This window comes from Mesorhizobium sp. WSM4816 (assembly GCF_055811535.1).
The window spans coordinates 1-17605 of the sequence record NZ_JBVVQR010000002.1 but is presented as its reverse complement, the minus strand read 5'-3'; the positions used below and the strand labels follow the sequence as shown (position 1 = coordinate 17605).

18 protein-coding genes and 6 pseudogenes are annotated in these 17605 nt (G+C 60.2%); 8 read left to right on the top strand and 16 right to left on the bottom strand.

From position 1 onward, the window contains the following. Positions 1-228 precede the first annotated feature (228 nt). Positions 229-690, bottom strand: a complete 462-nt coding sequence (locus AC0L3H_RS02200; protein WP_473584336.1) for a PIN domain-containing protein — start codon at positions 688-690, stop codon at positions 229-231. Then, positions 687-989, bottom strand: coding sequence for a type II toxin-antitoxin system Phd/YefM family antitoxin (locus AC0L3H_RS02195; protein ID WP_473493056.1), 303 nt, complete (start codon positions 987-989; stop codon positions 687-689). The genes AC0L3H_RS02200 and AC0L3H_RS02195 overlap by 4 nt, the downstream gene beginning before the upstream one ends. Positions 990-1273: 284 nt before the next feature. Here AC0L3H_RS02195 and AC0L3H_RS02190 point away from each other — a divergent pair, with 284 nt between their 5' ends. After that, the gene (locus tag AC0L3H_RS02190; protein ID WP_473584335.1) at positions 1274-1459 is read left to right on the top strand and encodes a hypothetical protein; all 186 of its coding nucleotides are present in this window, start codon (positions 1274-1276) and stop codon (positions 1457-1459) included. 240 nt (positions 1460-1699) lie between these two features. Next, positions 1700-1890 (top strand): annotated as a pseudogene (locus AC0L3H_RS02185) (ArdC-like ssDNA-binding domain-containing protein); the annotation flags it as partial. A gap of 317 nt (positions 1891-2207) precedes the next feature. On the opposite strand, the gene AC0L3H_RS02180 reads toward AC0L3H_RS02185, so the two are convergent. From AC0L3H_RS02180 to AC0L3H_RS02145, 8 genes and pseudogenes are all read right to left on the bottom strand, one after another. Beyond that, complete coding sequence (locus AC0L3H_RS02180; protein WP_473584334.1) at positions 2208-2873, bottom strand: site-specific integrase; 666 nt, start codon at positions 2871-2873, stop codon at positions 2208-2210. 49 nt (positions 2874-2922) lie between these two features. Further along, a complete protein-coding gene (locus AC0L3H_RS02175; protein ID WP_473584333.1) occupies positions 2923-3360 on the bottom strand; it encodes a hypothetical protein in 438 nt (145 codons plus the stop codon). Positions 3361-3693: 333 nt separating this feature from the next. Beyond that, positions 3694-3957: a hypothetical protein gene (locus tag AC0L3H_RS02170; protein ID WP_473584332.1), complete on the bottom strand. Its 264-nt coding sequence runs from the start codon at positions 3955-3957 to the stop codon at positions 3694-3696. Next, positions 3908-4660, bottom strand: coding sequence for an integrase arm-type DNA-binding domain-containing protein (locus tag AC0L3H_RS02165; RefSeq protein ID WP_473584331.1), 753 nt, complete (start codon positions 4658-4660; stop codon positions 3908-3910). The genes AC0L3H_RS02170 and AC0L3H_RS02165 overlap by 50 nt, the downstream gene beginning before the upstream one ends. 186 nt (positions 4661-4846) lie before the next feature. After that, complete coding sequence (locus tag AC0L3H_RS02160; RefSeq protein ID WP_473584330.1) at positions 4847-5215, bottom strand: hypothetical protein; 369 nt, start codon at positions 5213-5215, stop codon at positions 4847-4849. 101 nt (positions 5216-5316) lie between these two features. Next, entirely contained in the window at positions 5317-5487 is a 171-nt protein-coding gene (locus AC0L3H_RS02155) for a hypothetical protein (protein ID WP_473584329.1), read from the bottom strand. A gap of 155 nt (positions 5488-5642) precedes the next feature. Further along, a pseudogene (locus tag AC0L3H_RS02150) lies at positions 5643-5819 on the bottom strand (flagellar biosynthesis protein FlgA); the annotation flags it as partial. Positions 5820-6122: 303 nt separating this feature from the next. Beyond that, entirely contained in the window at positions 6123-6356 is a 234-nt protein-coding gene (locus tag AC0L3H_RS02145) for a hypothetical protein (RefSeq protein ID WP_473584328.1), read from the bottom strand. A gap of 179 nt (positions 6357-6535) precedes the next feature. Between AC0L3H_RS02145 and AC0L3H_RS02140 the strand changes: the two genes are divergently transcribed. Further along, positions 6536-7828, top strand: a complete 1293-nt coding sequence (locus AC0L3H_RS02140) for a glucoamylase family protein (RefSeq protein ID WP_473493048.1) — start codon at positions 6536-6538, stop codon at positions 7826-7828. 786 nt (positions 7829-8614) lie between these two features. Here AC0L3H_RS02140 and AC0L3H_RS02135 read toward each other — a convergent pair. The 3 genes from AC0L3H_RS02135 to AC0L3H_RS02125 form a co-directional block, all read right to left on the bottom strand. Beyond that, positions 8615-8935 (bottom strand): cupredoxin domain-containing protein, encoded by a 321-nt coding sequence (locus tag AC0L3H_RS02135; RefSeq protein ID WP_473584327.1) that lies wholly within the window; start codon positions 8933-8935, stop codon positions 8615-8617. Between the two features lie 10 nt (positions 8936-8945). Next, the gene (locus AC0L3H_RS02130; protein ID WP_473584326.1) at positions 8946-9473 is read right to left on the bottom strand and encodes a DUF4142 domain-containing protein; all 528 of its coding nucleotides are present in this window, start codon (positions 9471-9473) and stop codon (positions 8946-8948) included. Positions 9474-9565: 92 nt separating this feature from the next. After that, the gene (locus AC0L3H_RS02125; protein ID WP_473584325.1) at positions 9566-10261 is read right to left on the bottom strand and encodes an RNA polymerase sigma factor; all 696 of its coding nucleotides are present in this window, start codon (positions 10259-10261) and stop codon (positions 9566-9568) included. 206 nt (positions 10262-10467) lie between these two features. Here AC0L3H_RS02125 and AC0L3H_RS02120 point away from each other — a divergent pair, with 206 nt between their 5' ends. From AC0L3H_RS02120 to AC0L3H_RS02105, 4 genes and pseudogenes are all read left to right on the top strand, one after another. Further along, positions 10468-10701, top strand: a complete 234-nt coding sequence (locus AC0L3H_RS02120; protein ID WP_473584324.1) for a hypothetical protein — start codon at positions 10468-10470, stop codon at positions 10699-10701. A gap of 248 nt (positions 10702-10949) precedes the next feature. After that, positions 10950-11602, top strand: a pseudogene (locus AC0L3H_RS02115) (5-formyltetrahydrofolate cyclo-ligase). Between the two features lie 98 nt (positions 11603-11700). Continuing rightward, a pseudogene (gene ctaD / locus AC0L3H_RS02110) lies at positions 11701-13295 on the top strand (cytochrome c oxidase subunit I). A gap of 45 nt (positions 13296-13340) precedes the next feature. Beyond that, positions 13341-14021, top strand: coding sequence for a Tim44/TimA family putative adaptor protein (locus AC0L3H_RS02105; protein ID WP_473584323.1), 681 nt, complete (start codon positions 13341-13343; stop codon positions 14019-14021). Between the two features lie 147 nt (positions 14022-14168). On the opposite strand, the gene AC0L3H_RS02100 is transcribed toward AC0L3H_RS02105, so the two are convergent. The 3 genes and pseudogenes from AC0L3H_RS02100 to fsa form a co-directional block, all read right to left on the bottom strand. Beyond that, positions 14169-14459 (bottom strand): hypothetical protein, encoded by a 291-nt coding sequence (locus tag AC0L3H_RS02100; protein ID WP_473584322.1) that lies wholly within the window; start codon positions 14457-14459, stop codon positions 14169-14171. A 44-nt stretch (positions 14460-14503) separates the two neighbouring features. After that, a pseudogene (locus AC0L3H_RS02095) lies at positions 14504-16061 on the bottom strand (FAD-dependent oxidoreductase). 224 nt (positions 16062-16285) lie between these two features. After that, positions 16286-16947, bottom strand: a pseudogene (gene fsa / locus AC0L3H_RS02090) (fructose-6-phosphate aldolase). 216 nt (positions 16948-17163) lie between these two features. Between fsa and AC0L3H_RS02085 the strand changes: the two are divergent. Next, positions 17164-17457 (top strand): DUF488 domain-containing protein, encoded by a 294-nt coding sequence (locus tag AC0L3H_RS02085; RefSeq protein WP_473584321.1) that lies wholly within the window; start codon positions 17164-17166, stop codon positions 17455-17457. The last annotated feature ends 148 nt before the right edge of the window (positions 17458-17605 follow it).

Below are 17605 nucleotides of genomic sequence, written 5' to 3'. Positions count from 1 at the left end.
GCGGTCTTCGCGGTCAATGCCTATGAACAGGTCGTCGGCGAGGTCTGGAAGCCCTTCGAACGGCCGGTGGAGAACCCCGGGCAGAGCGTCGATCGCAAGGCGGCAGAACTCCAGATGGCGGCGCTCCGATGAGCCGCTGACTGCGGCGGGGCTCCGGCCCCGCCTGTCTTTACCTCAGCGATTCAGGCCCTACCGGGGCCGGCTCCATTTATGCCGCTATTTCGCCCGTCAACGGCGCGGGCTCAATGGAAACTTCTCGACATCGTCATTCCATGGATCGAACACGACCGCACCTGACGGCCTGGTGTCCTTGACGTTCCGCGTCACCAGATAGAGATCGTGCTCGATCGCCGTCGACGCGAGCAGCGTGTCGATCACCGGCGGCGCATGGCCACTGACGCGCTTGCCTGCCCCGGAAATCCGGCACCAGCGCCGAACGACCTCGTCCTCAAGCGACAGCACGCGATGACCGAACCGCTCCGCCAGCGCATCCCGCGCCGCCATGTGGCGCGGTCGATCCGGATGATCGTCGGGCAGGTTGTGAATGCCCTTGTCGTATTCGGCCAGCGTCAGAACGCTGATATGGAAACTCGTCTCGTCCTGCCGCTCGGCCCAACGTTTCACCGACGGCGCACCCTGCGGATTGATCAGAGCTGCCACGACATTGGTGTCGAGCAGCCATCCCCTCACAGTTCCACATCCCGGCCGCGATCCATCTCGCGTTCGAGGTTGAGGCCGTCGAGATGCAGGCTCTCCATGAACTGCAAAAAGGGCAGACGGGGTTTCTCCGGCACGAGACGATCGAACTCTTCGACGCTCATCACCACGACTGCGTCATGGCCGCGAACGCTCACACGCTGCGGCCCCTCTTCGCGGGCATGGCGCACCACCTCGCTGAATCGCGCCTTCGCGTCCTCGAGCTTCCACCGTCCTGTCGCCGGACGGGTTGCCGTCCGCGCCTTCTTCGTCACTTGTATCTGCTTGCCCATCGTCTCACACCTAGTCAGCTAGTCAGACATATAGCACTCGCCCGGGGATGACGCCAGCATCGGCGACCAGACACCGTGGCATCTGGCTCCTGCGCCAGCGCTCCAATCCCGCTCTCTCGTGATGGCTTTCCTGGTGCGGCGGCGGATCTTCCACGATCAACCCGCAAGGGGTCGCTAGCAAGCTGCGGCCGCTTGGCTCAAGCCTTCGCGGTGATCGCGCCCGCCGCCGCACACTGACGGAGCCGTCGAGCGGGAATTGGCCCGCTCCAAGATGGAGTCCTCAGATGTCGCACGATCTCACTCTCGCCCAGAAAACCGCCTGGCACCTCGCCCGCACCCTCATGGCCCCCGTGGTTCTCTTCCAGGTCGACAACGAATTCGGCGTTCTGCCGGCCGACGAGCTCGACGATGCCGACGTCGAGATCCTCTTCGAGTACGATCCCTATAGCGGCGGCTGGTCGGTTCACTAACCGACCCTCCCCCGTCTGCCCTCAGGCGGCACCCCCGCGCCGTCTTTTTCCTTTCTGGCGCCCGCTCGCCGCCCGTCCTGCCCGTGGTCCTGGCGCAGCTAGGCGGTCGGCGCAACGGCGTTGCCGTCCTCCACTCCCGCTGCGGCCCTTCGGGTGCGCAGCCAGCCTTCCTGCTCCGCCGCGGCGGACCCCGTGACGGGGCCGCGATCGGCGCGGCCTCCAGAACCGGAGGTTCATAAAATGAGCAGGAAAGAAGGAAAGGACCGCGCATCGACATCTACGCGCGGATCACCGACCGCGTCGTCGCGGAGCTCGCGAAGGGTGTCCGGCCCTGGATGCAGCCATGGCATTCTGCCAATGCCATCGGCCGCGTTACGCGGCCGTTACGTCATAACGGTCTGTCCTACAGCGGTATGAACGTGCTGCTGCTACGGCGGTCTTCGGCATTGACGTTCGCCCGTGCGGGGTGAAGGTCCCGCGTACAGGAAGGGCGATCTTCCTATGCGGCGCGGAGAGAAGCCGGGCGAGGCGCCGGCTGCAATTTCCGTGCGCAAGCAGGTCACCGATACAAGAGCAGTAGTGGCAAGAGCAGCACTGGGTGGCGCGTTCGCTTCGACTGGACGGGTTCGGACGGCACCCCTCGGCATTCTGAGGTCAGTCCACCGGAGGCAGAAAATCGCCGCAACAATCCGGAACTGGGGCTGTACGAGTAGGGGGCAGTCTGCGAGCTACCCGTGTCCAGTGCGGCTTACGCGGCATTGCGCAAGACATCCCCGACTTCTCGCTTGGCGTCCTCTATCGCCTGTTGAGTTGCTCGCGGACCGAGCCATCGACGAATTGGAGGGTCCTCCGTGATCTGGTCGCCCAAGGCGCCAAACATGAGGTTGGCGATCGCCTGCTGCTGGGCGCGCAAGAGGTCTTCGAGCAGCTTGTGCCTCAAGATGTAACCGGCGTTGGTTCCAGGGACCGCGTGGTTCATGAGCAGGTGCGCGTCGAGCGGCGACACTCCCGCAGGTGTTGCCAGCGTCCTGTATGTCTGGCGCAGATCGTTTGCCCACTTGGCGAGGACCTCTCGATCTTCCTTCTGCTCGGTCATGTGCCCGCTGTCGCTATCTGCGGTGAACAGCCACTCGCGAGCGTCCAGGGGATAGAAGTAGCGGGCAAAGCGCATCACGCGCACCAGGCAAAGGATCATCTGGCGCGATAGCGGAATGTCGAAGGCCCGGTCGGCACCGCCCTTTGGGCGCGGGATGTGCAGGACGCGGCGACGGAGGTCGAGGTGTTGGGGCTTCGCTTCCATGAGTGCCGTTGGCCGGCATCCGGAAAGCAGGGAGAAGAGATGGAACTCGCGCCGGATTGGGTTGGGAAGCGCCGCGACTTGGCGGAACCAAGGAGGTAGATCGTCGAGGCCCATCCCGGTTTTGCGCCGTTCTTCCGGGTTCCAATCGACGACGCTTGCGGTGTTATCTGGAGGAAGATAGCGGTGGGCCTTGCGTGCGTGATTGCATGCTGCCATTGGCTATATAGGGGCCATGCTCCTTGGTGATCTTCTCATGCCGGGCGATCACCTTCCCGGGATCCTCGGCCAGGTCCTGCAGTGGCGTGTCGAGCCAATTCTTGAAAAGACGCTCGACGTGGTCGCGATATCCTTCGACGGTGCCTTCGCTACGCCCCTTCCGGATCAGGTGTGCGTCGCGATAGCGCTTCCACGCGACCCGCAGCGTAACACCCATTGGAATAGGGTTCTGCAACGGTTCGGATGGCACCTCGCCCTCGGTGCCTGGTGGAGGAGCATCGGTTGCTGCTGGAGCGATTGGCTCAGGCTTCGGGCTGGGATGTTCACCTTTAGAGATTTGCGCGAGGTACGTCTTGGCGGTGGCGCGGGCCTCGCGTGTGGACATGGTCTCGGTGTCGCCGATGCGCACCGAAATCGAAGAGACACGCTATTTTCGTAGGTCCCCTTGGACAGCGAAGACTTTCGACCGCCGTCCGACAACGACATGGAAGCCTTTGAGCTTCGTGTCACGGGCGCGGTACTGACCGGAAGCGGGTGGCTGAAGGTCATTGATCGCTCTGTCGTTAAGGAGGATACGGATGTCGGCCACGGCGTATTTCCTAAAAGTCTGGAGGTCTAGGGCCGAAAATTCAGCCGGTTCCAGACCCGCATGGGATTAGGTGGTGTGTCTACGCCAAATCCCGATGCACCGCGCAAATAACTAAGAAACAACATTAATTCACGGTCGTAGCGAAAACACGGATACGATAGAGAAGCGCCGAAAATAACTACGAATCTGGGGGTCAGGAGTTCGAATCTCTTCGGGCGCGCCAATAATTTCAATAGCGACATCTGATAGAAAAACGTAAGGGCAGTTCTTGCGCGCCTGCTGGCTGGCTGCGAGATCAGCGGCTCTCCGTCCGATCGCGCGCACCTGACCATCGCTCTTGGTATCAGGGAAATGGACATAACCCTGATCGGCGTGCAACCAGTCGCGCTTCATTCCTTGAACTTCCGATATTCGAAAAACCCGTCAGCTGCATTAGTCGCACTCCGGCCAGCGCGACTGGGTGCTCGTCATTCCTTTCGGCGACGCGCATCACCTCGCCCAGCCTTTTGATCTCAGCGACGCTCAGGCGGCGTTGCTTCTTCTTTCCGGCACGCTTGCGCACGCCCACTGCCGGGTTGGAGGTAATAACGTCGAGCCGCACTGCATGCGCAAAGAGGCTCTGGAGGGTCGAGCCGGTTCGTGCCGCGACACCGGCGCCGCCGGTGGTGGCGCCGCCCCGGCCACCGCCGCGCGGTTTCGCAGTCCTTCCACTCGCAATGTCCAACTGCATGGCCTCAATGTCACCGAGCTTGAGCGCGCGCACTTGCCGGCGGCCGAGGAGCGGCTTGATGTGAGTTTCAATACGGCTCCGATCCATCGCTAACGTGGACGTTTTGATGGGACGATGACGGCGCCCCAGAAATGCCTCAGCTTCTGCCAGATACCAGTCGCACACCTCCGTGACCGTGATCGCGTCGCTCGAACTAGCTTTTGCCGTGGCCGGGTCCACGCCACCGGCTACAGCACCCAGCTTGACTTTGGCCTGATCGCGGGCTTGCTCGACCGTCATCACTCCGTAGCGGCCGATAGTCATACGTCGGGTGCGGCCCTCAACGTTGCGGTACTGAACGACGAACGTCTTCAAGCCAGAAGCCACAACGCGGACGAGAAGGCCTCTTATTTCGCCATCCCACAGGAACGCCTGGCCTTTATCCGGGGCGTGTGGGTGTCCACGGCACGTTTGGTCAATTTTCCCATTTGTCGATAGGAACGAGTAGATGGAAATCGACCCTTGCCAAGGTTGGGGTCGAGCGTTCGAATCGCCTCAGTTTTCTCAAGAAAATCAAGCAATTAAGCGGCACCCTTCGGGGCGCGCGATCGTGGAGGTAAGTTTCGCTGCCTCCTCGAGCGGAAGCCCAACCAATATGGGGTTGCGAAACGCCTGATCCATGGTGAGGCAGGAGCCAGCAAGCCCGCCAGCTGCGACCCCGACCGTGTCGCCGCAGCGAAATACGGCATGCTGGCCGAGCCGGTATTCGCCGTCCGGCATACCCGAAGCCCCGGTGGCGTCGGTTACGGGGGGGATTGCGCGCAGCGCTGCAAGCAGCGCGCCCTTGTCGGTGTGGTGTAAGTCGCTGATCAATTCGGCATGGGATGCGAAGGCGAGTGCTGCACCGATGCAGCCGGATTGCCGATGATGGAAGCCGCCCATGTATGCGTGACGCTGTCGACCCTGTGTCGAATCCAATCGGCCGCTGTGTCGAAATCGACCGAGGTATGGCCGATTTGGACGCGGATGCCTCTGGCACGAAGCTAGGCCGCCACCTCGTCATCGGCGTCGGCTTCCGGCGCAAGGGTTTGATGGGCCGCTTCTCCCCCTTCCATGGCGTCGGCTCCGCCAACGCCATGGCAGTGAAGGTCGATGAAGCCAGGCATCAGGAACAGACCCTCGCCAGGTTTCCAGAGTGGTTCGATCGTCGACACCACACCCTTGTCAGAGCTTTACCCATCCCTGTGCCTCCCAACACTCGGGCGTCCTACTCGCTTACCAGGCTCAAAAAGCGGACGATGGTCTCATCGACGTCGAGCGTCTTCATGGACGCCTGAAAACGCTTCACATGCGGCGTGGCAAGATGCATCTCAAAGGCGGTGCGCGCCTTTGCAACATTCAGGTCCGCTACGGCGACCATGTGATAGCCGGCAATGCGCTGCGCTTGGGCGAGCACCATCGAACCGAACTTGCCGGCCCCGATAAGGCCGACGCGAACTTGCTTGCCCTTGGCGGCGCGGGCAGCGAGGAGAGAGGAGAGGTTCATTGTCTCAGGTTCCCTGCATGAGGACGAGAAATTCTGTGGGCTGCGTCCAGATCTCCAGCGACTTCACGCCTAGACCGGTGACGAACCAAAGCTTCGCAACAGTCCGGAAGGCTGCTCCCGCACCGCTGAATGACTTTGGATGGAGGTTCCTCCCTCCGCCGACGCCTTTGTCGCCTTGCTCAATGCGCTGCGACAGAACGGACTTTATTCTGCCAGCATATTTAGCTCAATTTAGAAAGTTGCATACTTCGTTTAGGTGATCTTACAATACCGCATGGGCCATCGCTCTTCCGATAGTTCGAATTATGCCCAGATCGCCGGATTGTCGGGAAAATCAGAGAAAGGATGCGAACCTCTGTCGCTGAGCAGGTGTTTGGCGAGATTCTGAGTACCCTTGGCGGCACGGTCGCAGAAACGGCGCTTGTCATCGCCCCCTGTTTTGAGGTGGAACGCGTGCGAATGAGGACGCGAGGATTTCGGTCCTGAATGATCCCCCGCGGAAAGCGCGATTTGCGAAGCGCCGACGATCGGAGCCATCGTAGCGACCATTAGGGCGAAGGATTGCCGAAATTGCCGAAAATTGTCCGGTTCATCGCACGCTCGAAGCCGTTGCAAGACGGTCGCGAAGCCCAAGGGAAAATACGATACTCTCCCCTCACCAAGCGTGATCGCTAAGTCCCATATCGAGACTGAAATTCCGCGACCCAGGAGGCCGCATGAATCAGAGTGAGGAAACGTTGGATAGACTCCAGCGTGACACGTTCGAATATTTCCTGAAAGAGAGCAATCGCGCCAATGGGATGGTCCCCGACAACACGCGCACGGGGTCGCATGCGAGCATTACCGCGATAGGTTTTGCATTGACGGCCTACACCATCGGCGTCGAGCGCGGCTTTATCCCACGCGCCGAAGCTATCGAGCGCACACTCACGACACTTCGATTCTTTAGAGACAGTGAGCAGAGCGAGGACGCGGACGCGACGGGTTACAAAGGCTTCTATTACCACTTTCTATACATGGACACCGGCCGTCGCGCTTGGGAGTCGGAGTTGTCGACGATTGATTCGACATTTCTGCTCGCTGGCATGTTGGCCGCCGCTGCGTACTTTAATGGAGATGCGCCCGAAGAGCGCGAATTGCGTTCTCTGGCTGAAGAACTTTACGCGCGGGCCGATTGGCAGTGGGCGCTTGACGGTGGAGAAACTGTATCGATGGGTTGGAAGCCGGAGTGCGGGTTTCTGCCGTATCGGTGGGAGGGCTACAACGAAGCCCTGATTCTTTACGTGTTGGCACTGGCTTCGCCAGCCCATCCGATTCCAGCCGAAAGCTACAAGGCGCAAACGCGGACTTACTGCTGGAAGAATCTTTATGGCCTGGAGTTTCTCTATGCCGGCCCATTATTCATTCATCAGCTCTCACACATGTGGATCGACTTTCGCGGCATTCAGGACGAGTTCATGCGTGAGAAGGGCATTGATTATTTCGAGAACAGCCGCCGTGCAACTTACGCGCAACAGCAATACGCGATCCGTAATCCATTGGACTACAAAGGGTACAACGAGCATTGCTGGGGCATTACCGCGAGTGATGGTCCTGGTCCAACCTGTGTGAAGATCGAGGGCGTTGAGCGTCACTTTTTCGACTACACGGCGCGCGGCATCCCATATGGTCCGGACGATGGCACCATCGCGCCCTGGGCCGCGATTGCATCGCTACCTTTCGCCCCTGAGATCGTCTTGCCAGCGCTGCGGCACTTTAATGAAGTATACCCCAAAGTGACCAGTGAGTACGGCTTCAAGTGCAGCTTTAATCCAACCTTTGAATCAGGACATCAAAGCGAGCCGGGTTGGATCTCAAAAGGTTATTACGGACTCGATCAAGGACCGATCGTGTTGATGATCGAGAACCACCACACGGGGTTCCTTTGGGAATTGATGAAGAAATGCCCGCTCATTGTCGATGGTCTGCGCAAAGCAGGATTCGCTGGGGGTTGGCTGCAAATATCCTAACCGTTTGCGAAGGGATTGGGACAGATCGGCGTGACTGCGAGGCGTGCGATTTGACCATTTTGGCTCAGCGCCACTACGTCGTGCCATCGCGCACCTGCCTTAGTCAACGCTCCCAATCGTTGTCCAAACGAGCCCTGTGTATGGCGGTTTTGCCTCTCAACACGGTCCGCCTGCTGCTCCGCCTTCTTTCCCGCCGCGCAGTGCCGTGGGCCTGTTGCCAGGCTGCGGGGGGTTTTGCTCGTTCGCGCGGTCCTCCATCTTGGCCTGGAACTTTTTCGCGGAGCGAGCGGCTTTCGGCGCCGATAACCCTGCCTGACTCGATTGTCAGCTGTACCGCATGGAATTCGGAATCGCGACGCGCTAGACTAAGAAGAGCAGGTTGGAATGCGTTTCGGCTCGGAAAACGAACTAGCAGATCCCAGCACAATCAGCGATGGCTGAATTGAGAGTTGATCGGAGGACCAAGCGTTGCGGCTCGCCCCACGCAGCTCTTCCGGTCACAGCAAGATAGTGAGGGGATAAGCACTCGTTTAGCTTGAGTACATCAGGCGGTGCAGCCGAGTCTCATCTCTAAATTCGCGAGATTATTCCGTGACCAGATCGACGGCCTCCTCAACCCAATTTTCTGAATCTGGCTTCCGCGCCGAGCACCAACCCACGCGACGCCAGACTGCGCGGTCCGCTCCGCTTGGTGTCGTATCGTCCCTGTGCCGCCTCGCTGGTCCCGACGTGCTCGGTCCGCCCGCCTGCTCAGACCTCGGCCGCATGAGCCGGACAGCCACGCCGCTACTCTTCAACCGTTAGGCTGCCCTTCATGTTGGGATGGAAACGGCAGTAGAAGTCCACTGCCTCGGGGTTGTCGAGGCGCTGACTCACCATCTTCTTGGCGGGGATCATCACCTCCCATGCGCCCTTCACCGTCGAGGTATGGACGATCGCATCCTTGTTCACCCATTCGATCGTATCGCCGACTTTGGCGGTGATGGTCGCTGGCGCGAATACCAGCTTGTCGATGACCACCTGAATTGTCTCGGCCTTTCCCTGGGCAACGCCCAGGGGCAGAACCAACGCGATGGCAAGGCGCCATGCGGAGCGCGCGATGAACATGGGAGCCACCCTATTTCTTCAACCCGGCAGCCACATGCTCGGCATGTGCCTGATGACCTTGGAACAGCTTTAGTCCGGTCTCAAGCAAGTCCTTCAGCTCCGCGTTCTGAGCGGAGGGGATCAGCAACTTCTCAAGCGCCTCGTTCACCTGGGCGTGGTAGGCCACCTCATTGTCGACATAGGCCTTGTCAAAGGCGGCACCGTCGAGGCCGGCGAGTTCGCCGCGCTTCTTGGCCGCGGCTTCGGTCAGGGCCTTGCTAGTAGCGTTGTCCTCGGGCGTGACGTTAAGCTTCTTGACCAGGTCCAGCGCCTGCACGTTCACGGCCTCATGGTCTCGGATCATGCCGTTGGCGAAATCGACGACGTCCTTTGTCTTCGACTTCTCGACGGCGAGTTTTGCCGCCTCGATGTCGATGACCCCTGCCGTGTAGGCGATGTGAGCAATTTGCGGGTCCGTGGGCTTGTCCTGCGCGTGGGCAATGGGCGCAGCCCCGATGAGGCAAAGCGCGGCCAACGCCGCGAGTGATCTTCCAAACATGTGAATCTCCTTTTCCGGCGACGAAAGACGCGGGGTGCCTCTTCAGTCGACGCCCATTGGACGTCACTGGCGCGAAAGGGTTCCCGGCAAAATCACGAGACGAACCCGAGGCGCGTCATCACGGCCGAGGTGAGCCGATCGCAGCGCCGTCCGGCGAACGGGAAAGCATCCAGCAGGATCGGCCCAATCTTTGCGTGGAGTTCCTTGCGCACTAGGGCCCGCGCCCGATGAAGGCGCGTCTTCACGGTCTGCGGACGCAGCCCGAGCAGTTCCGCCGTCTCCTCGACACTCATGCCTTCGATCACCCGGGCGACAAAGACACTACGGAAGCCCTGAGGGAGACGATCCGTCGCCTGCTCGACCAGCCGCAGGATCTGGCGTTGCGCCATCGTCCGCTCAGGATCCTCGACGTCTGGACTGCCAGGGAATCGGATGATCTCGGCTTCCGTCGTGCCACCTGGCACAAGACTAGCTTCCTGTGCGCGCCGTTTTTTGCGAAGCCTGCCCAGGGCCTCGTTGATTGTGATCCGAGACAGCCATGTCGAGAGGCTGGAGTCGCCCCTGAACGCCTCCAGATGCGAGAACGCCTGCACATAAGCCTCCTGCACCACGTCTTCGGCCTCGAAGTCGTCGCGGACAACGCCGCGTGCGATGCGGTATAGCCGTTGGTTGTTCCTCTGCATGATGGTGCGGAACGCGCGGCGGTCCCTCGAGATGGCAAGGGACACTAGATGCATGTCGCTGCTTCGCGCATCGAATATAGCTGTTTTCGCTTCGGCTCGCTGCATGGTGGTCTCCTGCGTGTCCATCCACATCGATGTTAGATGGCGCTTGCAAGAAAAGGTTCCTGCCCAGATCCTGTCTGCCTAAACACATGGAGGCAACACCGACCGTGATCGAACACATACGAGACCGAGCCAGAGGGTGATCTTCATTGACAAAGTCTCGTGGGCTTCGTTTGCGGAAGCGGCCTGCCGCCGAACATGACGCGATTGTGGCCGCAACCCCCACTGTCGAATGGAATGAGCTCACCGAAGCCGAACAGACGGCTCTGAAACGGATGAATCGCGGACCTTATCCCGGGCTCACGGAGGAAATGGGCGCACGGTTGGTGAGTCTCGGCCTTGCCGTCATAAGGCCCGATGGGATCGGCATCAGCCGGCGCGGCCGCGAACTGGTCATCAACACTCTGCTAGCGGCTCGGCTGGTCGGGGACAACCAGGACTGACATCGTTCCGGCCGTCAACGGACAGCTGCCCTGAGCCGCGCAGTGCGCTCCAGTTTGCCTCGGCCTCTAAGTTTCCACCAAGACACAAAGCCCGGAATAATGCGCCTCGGCGCGTGCCCGAATGCACGAGCTCGTCTGTTCAACATCGGCAGCCCGCTTAGTGCAAAATTTTTGCGCTTATTAAGCATTTAATTCCGTTTGCCTTCGAGTCTCGCGACGCGCAGGCTGCCAAAGAACGGATCTCAGCCATGCAAGACGACATCCCAGCAGACGCCACTGAATACGCATCTCCACCGTGCTTCATGCATGAACTCTCGCCGGAATACCGCGTCCAGGACGTGCGCTCGGACGCATGGAGTGATGTCCTCAGATGGCGGAAAGCCGAGCGGAAACGGCTTTTCGCCGAGCGCCTTGCACTGGCGCCTGACGATCGGCGGGCCCGTTCCGGCCGTATCGCCAGCGTGCTCGACCTGACGATCGGCAAGTTCAGCGGGCGAATCGTCGGCACCTATTGGCCATTCCGCGGCGAACCCGATCTCCGCAACTGGGGAACCAGGATCATCGAGCGAGGCGGACACATCGCCCTGCCCGTCGTCATCAAGGAAGGCTGGCCGCTCGAATACCGGATATGGATGCCGGGTGATCCGCTTGAACGCGGCGTCTGGAACATTCTCGTTCCGGCGCAGGGCCCCTCCGTGCAACCCGACATCGTAATCGCGCCGGTCGTCGGTTTCGACGAGGCGCACTATCGCCTGGGCTACGGCGGCGGCTTCTTCGACCGGACGCTGGCCATCATGCAGCGCAAGCCGTTGATCATCGGAGTGGGCTACGCCAAAGCAGGATACCGACCATTTACCCTCAGCCTCACGACATCGCGATGGATGTGATCGTCACGGACTGACGGGGACGCGGGCAAGGCCTGGCACAACACGACCGCGGCACCTGAGACGCCATCCCGTTCCAACCACCGGGCCTGCCGCGACAGAAAGGCGGGACACAATGTCGGACACAACCAGCACCGCGACGGATTACAACCCACCGTTCGTGAAGCGCTGGCTGTTCTCGACCAACCACAAGGATATCGGGACGCTCTATCTGGTCCTGTCCATTCTGTCCGGGATCCTGGGCACCGCACTGTCGGTCCTGTTGCGTGCCGAACTGCAGGAGCCGGGCCTGCAGGTCTTTGCCGATCCCAATCTCTTCAATGTCGTCGTCAGCTCGCACGGGTTGGTGATGATCTTCTTTGTCATCATGCCGGCTTTGATCGGCGGTTTCGGCAACTGGTTCGTGCCGATCATGATCGGCGCGCCTGACATGGCGTTCCCCCGGATGAACAACATCTCGTTCTGGCTCCTAGCCGCCTCACTCGTCCTGTTCATCCTGTCCGTGTTCATGCCGGGAGCATCCGGCTCCTTCGGTCACAGCGGCGGATGGACGCTTTACCCGCCCTATTCAACGGATGGGCAACCCGGCCCCGCCGTTGATCTCGTTATCTTGTCGATCCACCTGTCGGGTGCCTCGTCCATTCTCGGCGCCATCAACTTTATAACCACAATCTTCAACATGCGCGCGCCAGGCATGACGCTGCACAAGATGCCGCTGTTCGCCTGGTCGATGCTGGTCACTGCGTTCATGCTGCTTCTGTCGCTACCCGTGCTCGCAGGCGCCATCACGATGCTGCTCACCGACCGCAATTTCGGAACGACATTTTTCAATCCCGCCGGAGGAGGCGATCCAATCCTCTATCAGCATCTGTTCTGGTTCTTTGGCCATCCCGAGGTGTACATCATGATCCTGCCTGGCTTCGGCATCATCAGCCATGTCATCTCGACCTTCGCGAAGAAGCCGATCTTCGGATATCTCGGCATGGCCTATGCGATGGTGGCGATCGGCGCGATCGGCTTCGTGGTGTGGGCTCATCACATGTACACGACCGGCCTGTCGGTGGACACGCAGCGCTATTTTGCCTTCGCCTCGATGGTCATCGCCGTGCCGACCGGGGTAAAAGTCTTTTCCTGGTTGGCGACCATGTGGGGCGGGTCGATTGAGTTCAAGACGCCGATGTTGTGGGCGATCGGTTTCGTCTTACTCTTCACCATAGGCGGGGTCACCGGCGTGGTCCTCGCCAATCCGGGGTCGACCGGATGCTGCACGACACCTACTACGTCGTCGCGCGTTTCCACTACGTGCTGTCACTGGGGGCCGCCTTCGCGATCTTCGCCGGCTTCTACTATTGGTTCCCGAAGATGACCGGCTACATGTACAGCGAAACGCTGGGCAAGCTCCATTTCTGGCTGATGTTCGTCGGCGTGAACCTCGTCTTCTTCCCGCAGCATTTCCTCGGCATGGCCGGCATGCCGCGCCGTTACGCCGACTATCCGGATGCTTTCGCAGGCTGGAATTTCGTCTCGTCCTTAGGGGCCTACATCTCTGCTGCCGGGCTCATCGTCTTCCTCATCACCGTCGCCGAGGCCTTCGGCCGCAAGCGCATCGCAGGCCCCAACCCATGGGGCGAAGGGGCGACCACGCTCGAATGGATGCTGTCATCGCCTCCGCCTTTCCATCAGTTCGAATCGTTGCCTCGCATCCAGTAACCGGCGTCGCGAATTGGGAAGGCGCCTGAACAGGAGTTCACAGACATGAACGAAACGATCGATCTTAACACCTACATGTCCTACGTCCTGATTGCCGCATACTACGTGATCATGCTTCGGCTATGGCTGCCGCCTCCGCCGTCGGAGAGGCGCGAAGAGGCCGGCGACGACAAGGCCGTAGCTCCGGATGGACTGTCATCCCGAGCGACCGGCTGGCAGATAGCTCCGCCCCGTCCCGACGACAATGGCCAGCAGAGTCCGTCGACCAAAGCAGTGCAGCCGGGCGAATCGCTTGAACGGATCCGCGCGGCGGACGAATGTTTCGACGAAAGCACTTTTCTTGTCGGGGCATCACAAGCCTACGAAGTCGTCGTGAACGCCTATGCCAATGGAGATATATCGACGTTGAATGGTCTTCTCGACTCCGATGTTGCTGCCGCTTTCCATGACGCCATAGGCGAGCGCAGGGAGAAAGGCGAAGTTCTCACGCTCAGTTTTGTCGCCATTCGGGGACTGGACATTGCCGACGCCTGGCTCGAGGCGGATCTGGCGGAAATCACCGTTCGCTTCGTCAGCGAACTGGTCACGGCAACGCACGCGGCCAATAATACAGTTATCGCCGGTGACCCCACCAGAATTGTGGCCGTGACGGATTTGTGGACATTTGCCCGCCGCGTTCCATCAAGCAATCCCAATTGGAAGATTGTCGCTACGGCTGGCCCGTGACTCCATCGGCTCTATGTGTCGAGCGGACAAGCCGGCACGTTGCGGGCGCGAGCGCCTAGGCTCCCTAGCTGGGGAATCTCCCCCAAGGCAATCGCTGGTGACGCAGTCAACTGCAATGGGCTGCGAGGCTTGTAGGTCTCTTCCGCTCTACTCGAACATCAGACGAGCGGTACCGCTCTTTGCAATCAGCCTCCGGCGGATATCCTGCATCCGCTCCGCCTGCTGTTTGCTATAAGGCCCCATGGGGCGGGTCCTTTTGTCGCCGCAGCGAACATTGCAATACCAGTTGTTACCGACCGCATAGATTTCCACGGATGTCGGGCTCGACTCTCTGTCCATGACCTTGTCGATGAACTTGACGATCGCCGAATAGCGTTGCACGGGCGTAACTTGGCGCAGACCGCCGGTGGTGTTCGGTTCCTGCTGCATAGTGGCCATGAGGCTATTCCTATCCATCACCGCGACATTCGTGATTCCGCTTTCTATGCGAGTTGCTTGTCCAGAGCGCTTCCCTGCGCCGCCCTCTGGTGTTCCATGGCCACCTCGGGCCTCCAGGCTTTCGATATCCCGGAAGATTGATGCGACTGCCAGTGTTCGCCCATTGCGCTTGAACCGGAGAAGGCAATCTCTGGCCGCAATGTCGCCGTCGATCTCGACCTTGTCCCAATGCTCGGCATGGCCGACATAGTTGATCGAAACATCGTAATGCTGGCTCCAGAAGAATGGCACGTCGGCATATTTCTCGCGCCGGCCAAGCATGTTGAGCGCCGCAGTCTGCCCCTGCCGTTCCGCAACCACCCAATGCTCAACTCGGATGTTCTCGCCGGTGTGCGGATCGGGCCACCGGGCGATGTCGCCAGCCGCGAAGATCCCCGGCACGCTCGTTTCGAGAAAGGCGTTCACGGTCACCCCGCGGTCAAGGCTCAACGCCGCCGTTTCGGCAAGCGCCGTCCGCGGGCGCACACCGATGCCGGCGACGACGAAATCCGCGGTCAATGCGCCGCCGTCGTCGAGTCTCACCGTTTCGCCGTCGATGCTGCTCGCCTTGTTCTCCAAGTGAAAGACGACGCCGTTTTCCTCATGCAGGGTGCGGATGAAATCGCCCATCTGCGGGCCAAGTATCCGTTCCATGGGCCGCTTGTCCGGCGCAACGACGTGAACTTCGAGGTCCCGGGCGCGAAGCGCCGCTGCGACCTCGAGGCCGATGAAGCTGGCGCCCAGCACGACCGCGCGGCGCGCGGTCTTGGCGCTGGCGATGATCGCTCGGCAATCGGTGAGTGAACGCAGCGTATGAACATGCGGCTGGTCGGCGCCCGGGATGGTCAGGCGAACCGGCTCGGCTCCCGTTGCGAGCAGCAGCCTGTTGTAGGGAATCCTGCTTCCGTCCGCGAGCACGACCTCGCCGGAACCGGCGTCGATGCCGGCTGCATTCGTCTCGAGACGCAGGTCGATCTCGTTCTTCGAATAGAAGCTTTGCCCGCGCAGCGAAATCCAGTCCTCCGGCGCCTTGCCGGCGAGGTAGTCCTTGGACAGATTGGGCCTATCGACGGGCGGCGCCTTGTCGTCGCTGAGCATGACGATGCTGCCCTGATATCGTTCGCGGCGCAATTTCTCGGCCGCGGCAAAACCGGCCGCGCCGCCGCCGACGATAACGATTTTATCGGGAGCCCTGGTGGGGTCTTCATCATGCGGCTTCGGTGTCACCCGTTTGCGTTTCTCGCCTACGAAAATCTTGCCATCCCGCTGTTCCACGGACCAGCACGCGAGCGGACTAAAAGCGGGGGGACGCAAAGCTTCGCCTGTGCGCAAATCGAAGCAAGCGTGATGCCATGGACAACGAACGGTGTCGTCGACCACCAAACCATCGGCCAGCGGCCCGCCGTAATGCGTGCAGATCGCGCTGACTGCAAACACCTCGTTCCCACGGCGCACCAGCAGCACCTGCTCGTCGCCGCAATGACCGACGAGTTTGCCCCCATCGGGGAGATCGACTAGAGCGATGCCCTTAACGAGATCCGGTTCGTTCTGGCCTTCAGCCATTTTCCATCTCCCTTGGTGATCTCGTCGAGAACCGGCCTTGGCGCCTGGAAGCGCGAGCTTCGGTTTCTCTCTGTCGGCACCTTGGCTTTGTCTGCCGCGTACCAAGCTATGTCCTTCGAGCCGGGTGGGGCTGCGTTTAAGCGAGTGTCCGACCGTTTCGGGCATCACGCAAACGAATTTAATCGGCAAATACATGCAACTTTTATGATAGCTCAATATATCCGCTACGCTTGCAGGATCACTTGTCCCGTCTTCTTCCAGTCAGCGAGAAAAGCTTCGAGCCCCATGGCTGTGAGCGGATGCCTGGCAAGAGTTCTCAGTACTGCCGGCGGCGCCGTTGCCACATCGGCGCCCGCGATCGCTGCTAGCTTGACGTGGAGAGGCGTGCGCATCGAGGACGCGAGGATTTCGGTTTTTATCGATTTGTCGTTGTCATAGATCGTCCGGATTTCGCGGATGACCTCGATGCCGTCCAAACCGAGATCGTCGAGCCTCCCGACGAAGGGAGAAATATAGGTCGCGCCCGCCTTCGCGGCGAGCAACGCCTGGTTGGCCGAGAAGCACAGCGTGACATTGACATTGCGACCACGCTGACTGAGCGTCCCGCAGGCTCTGAATCCATCCCATGTGGACGGCACCTTGACAGCCACGTTAGCAGCAATCTCGGCCAGCCGCTCTCCCTCGGCAATCATGTCGTCAAAGTTGGTCGCCATGACTTCGGCAGACACTGGCCCTTCGACTGCCTGGCAATCTCTCCAATGACGTCACGGATCGGTCGGCCGGTCTTTGCGATATGCGACGGGTTGGTCGTCACCCCGTCGAGGATGCCCGCCGTAACCAGCTCTCGGATTTCCAAAAGATCGGCTGTATCGACAAACAACTTCATTTGTCTTCTCCTCGAAAGAACCACGTCCATTGATGATCGGATGCCGTTCCGTCAGGTTGGTTCCAAAAACGATTAGGTGTCGCGGTCATGGCAGCGCGCTCTATGTCGTTGACGTCAGTGAAGCGCCGGAGCGGAATCGATGGCCGAAAAGATCTCTGAGGAACGAGTGAAAGGAAACGGGCTTATGAGAGTCCGACGGCCGACGACGGCACGCGGGTGCTTGTTGATCGGCTTTGGCCCCGCGGTCTCAATAAGACCGATGCTGCGATCGATCATTGGGCAAAAGAACTCGCGCCGAGCACAGATTTGCGAAAATGGTTCGCACACGATCCCGCCCGCTGGGAAGAATTCCGCCAACGCTATTCGGAGGAGATCCGCGAAATCGCGAAGGAGTTCAACCGATTGCGCGACCTGGCGCGAAAAGGTCCTCTCACCCTGGTCTACGCGGCCCATGACGAGACCCACAACGATGCCGTCGTGCTCAGGGAGATTCTGCTGACGCGCGGGTAAACCCGTCCGTGTGCGTTCTTCAGATAGTCGGTGCATCATATCCAGTCCTTCCCCGGCTGGCAGCCGAATGCCTAGAGCACGTCCCGTGATCGATGAATCGATTGTGATGTGACGACGAGCTTCTCCGGTGATTCAACATCCACCTTGA

Coding starts and splice junctions, on each gene's coding strand:
- AC0L3H_RS02125 (WP_473584325.1), bottom strand. CDS start 10,261: ATGCAGCGAGCCGAAGCGAAAACAGCTATATTCGATGCGCGAAGCAGC.
- AC0L3H_RS02140 (WP_473493048.1), top strand. CDS start 6,536: ATGAATCAGAGTGAGGAAACGTTGGATAGACTCCAGCGTGACACGTTC.
- AC0L3H_RS02135 (WP_473584327.1), bottom strand. CDS start 8,935: ATGTTCATCGCGCGCTCCGCATGGCGCCTTGCCATCGCGTTGGTTCTG.
- AC0L3H_RS02195 (WP_473493056.1), bottom strand. CDS start 989: ATGGGCAAGCAGATACAAGTGACGAAGAAGGCGCGGACGGCAACCCGT.
- AC0L3H_RS02105 (WP_473584323.1), top strand. CDS start 13,341: ATGAACGAAACGATCGATCTTAACACCTACATGTCCTACGTCCTGATT.
- AC0L3H_RS02170 (WP_473584332.1), bottom strand. CDS start 3,957: ATGAAGCGCGACTGGTTGCACGCCGATCAGGGTTATGTCCATTTCCCT.
- AC0L3H_RS02130 (WP_473584326.1), bottom strand. CDS start 9,473: ATGTTTGGAAGATCACTCGCGGCGTTGGCCGCGCTTTGCCTCATCGGG.
- AC0L3H_RS02180 (WP_473584334.1), bottom strand. CDS start 2,873: ATGGGCCTCGACGATCTACCTCCTTGGTTCCGCCAAGTCGCGGCGCTT.
- AC0L3H_RS02190 (WP_473584335.1), top strand. CDS start 1,274: ATGTCGCACGATCTCACTCTCGCCCAGAAAACCGCCTGGCACCTCGCC.
- AC0L3H_RS02160 (WP_473584330.1), bottom strand. CDS start 5,215: ATGGGCGGCTTCCATCATCGGCAATCCGGCTGCATCGGTGCAGCACTC.
- AC0L3H_RS02175 (WP_473584333.1), bottom strand. CDS start 3,360: ATGTCCACACGCGAGGCCCGCGCCACCGCCAAGACGTACCTCGCGCAA.
- AC0L3H_RS02145 (WP_473584328.1), bottom strand. CDS start 6,356: ATGGCTCCGATCGTCGGCGCTTCGCAAATCGCGCTTTCCGCGGGGGAT.
- AC0L3H_RS02100 (WP_473584322.1), bottom strand. CDS start 14,459: ATGGCCACTATGCAGCAGGAACCGAACACCACCGGCGGTCTGCGCCAA.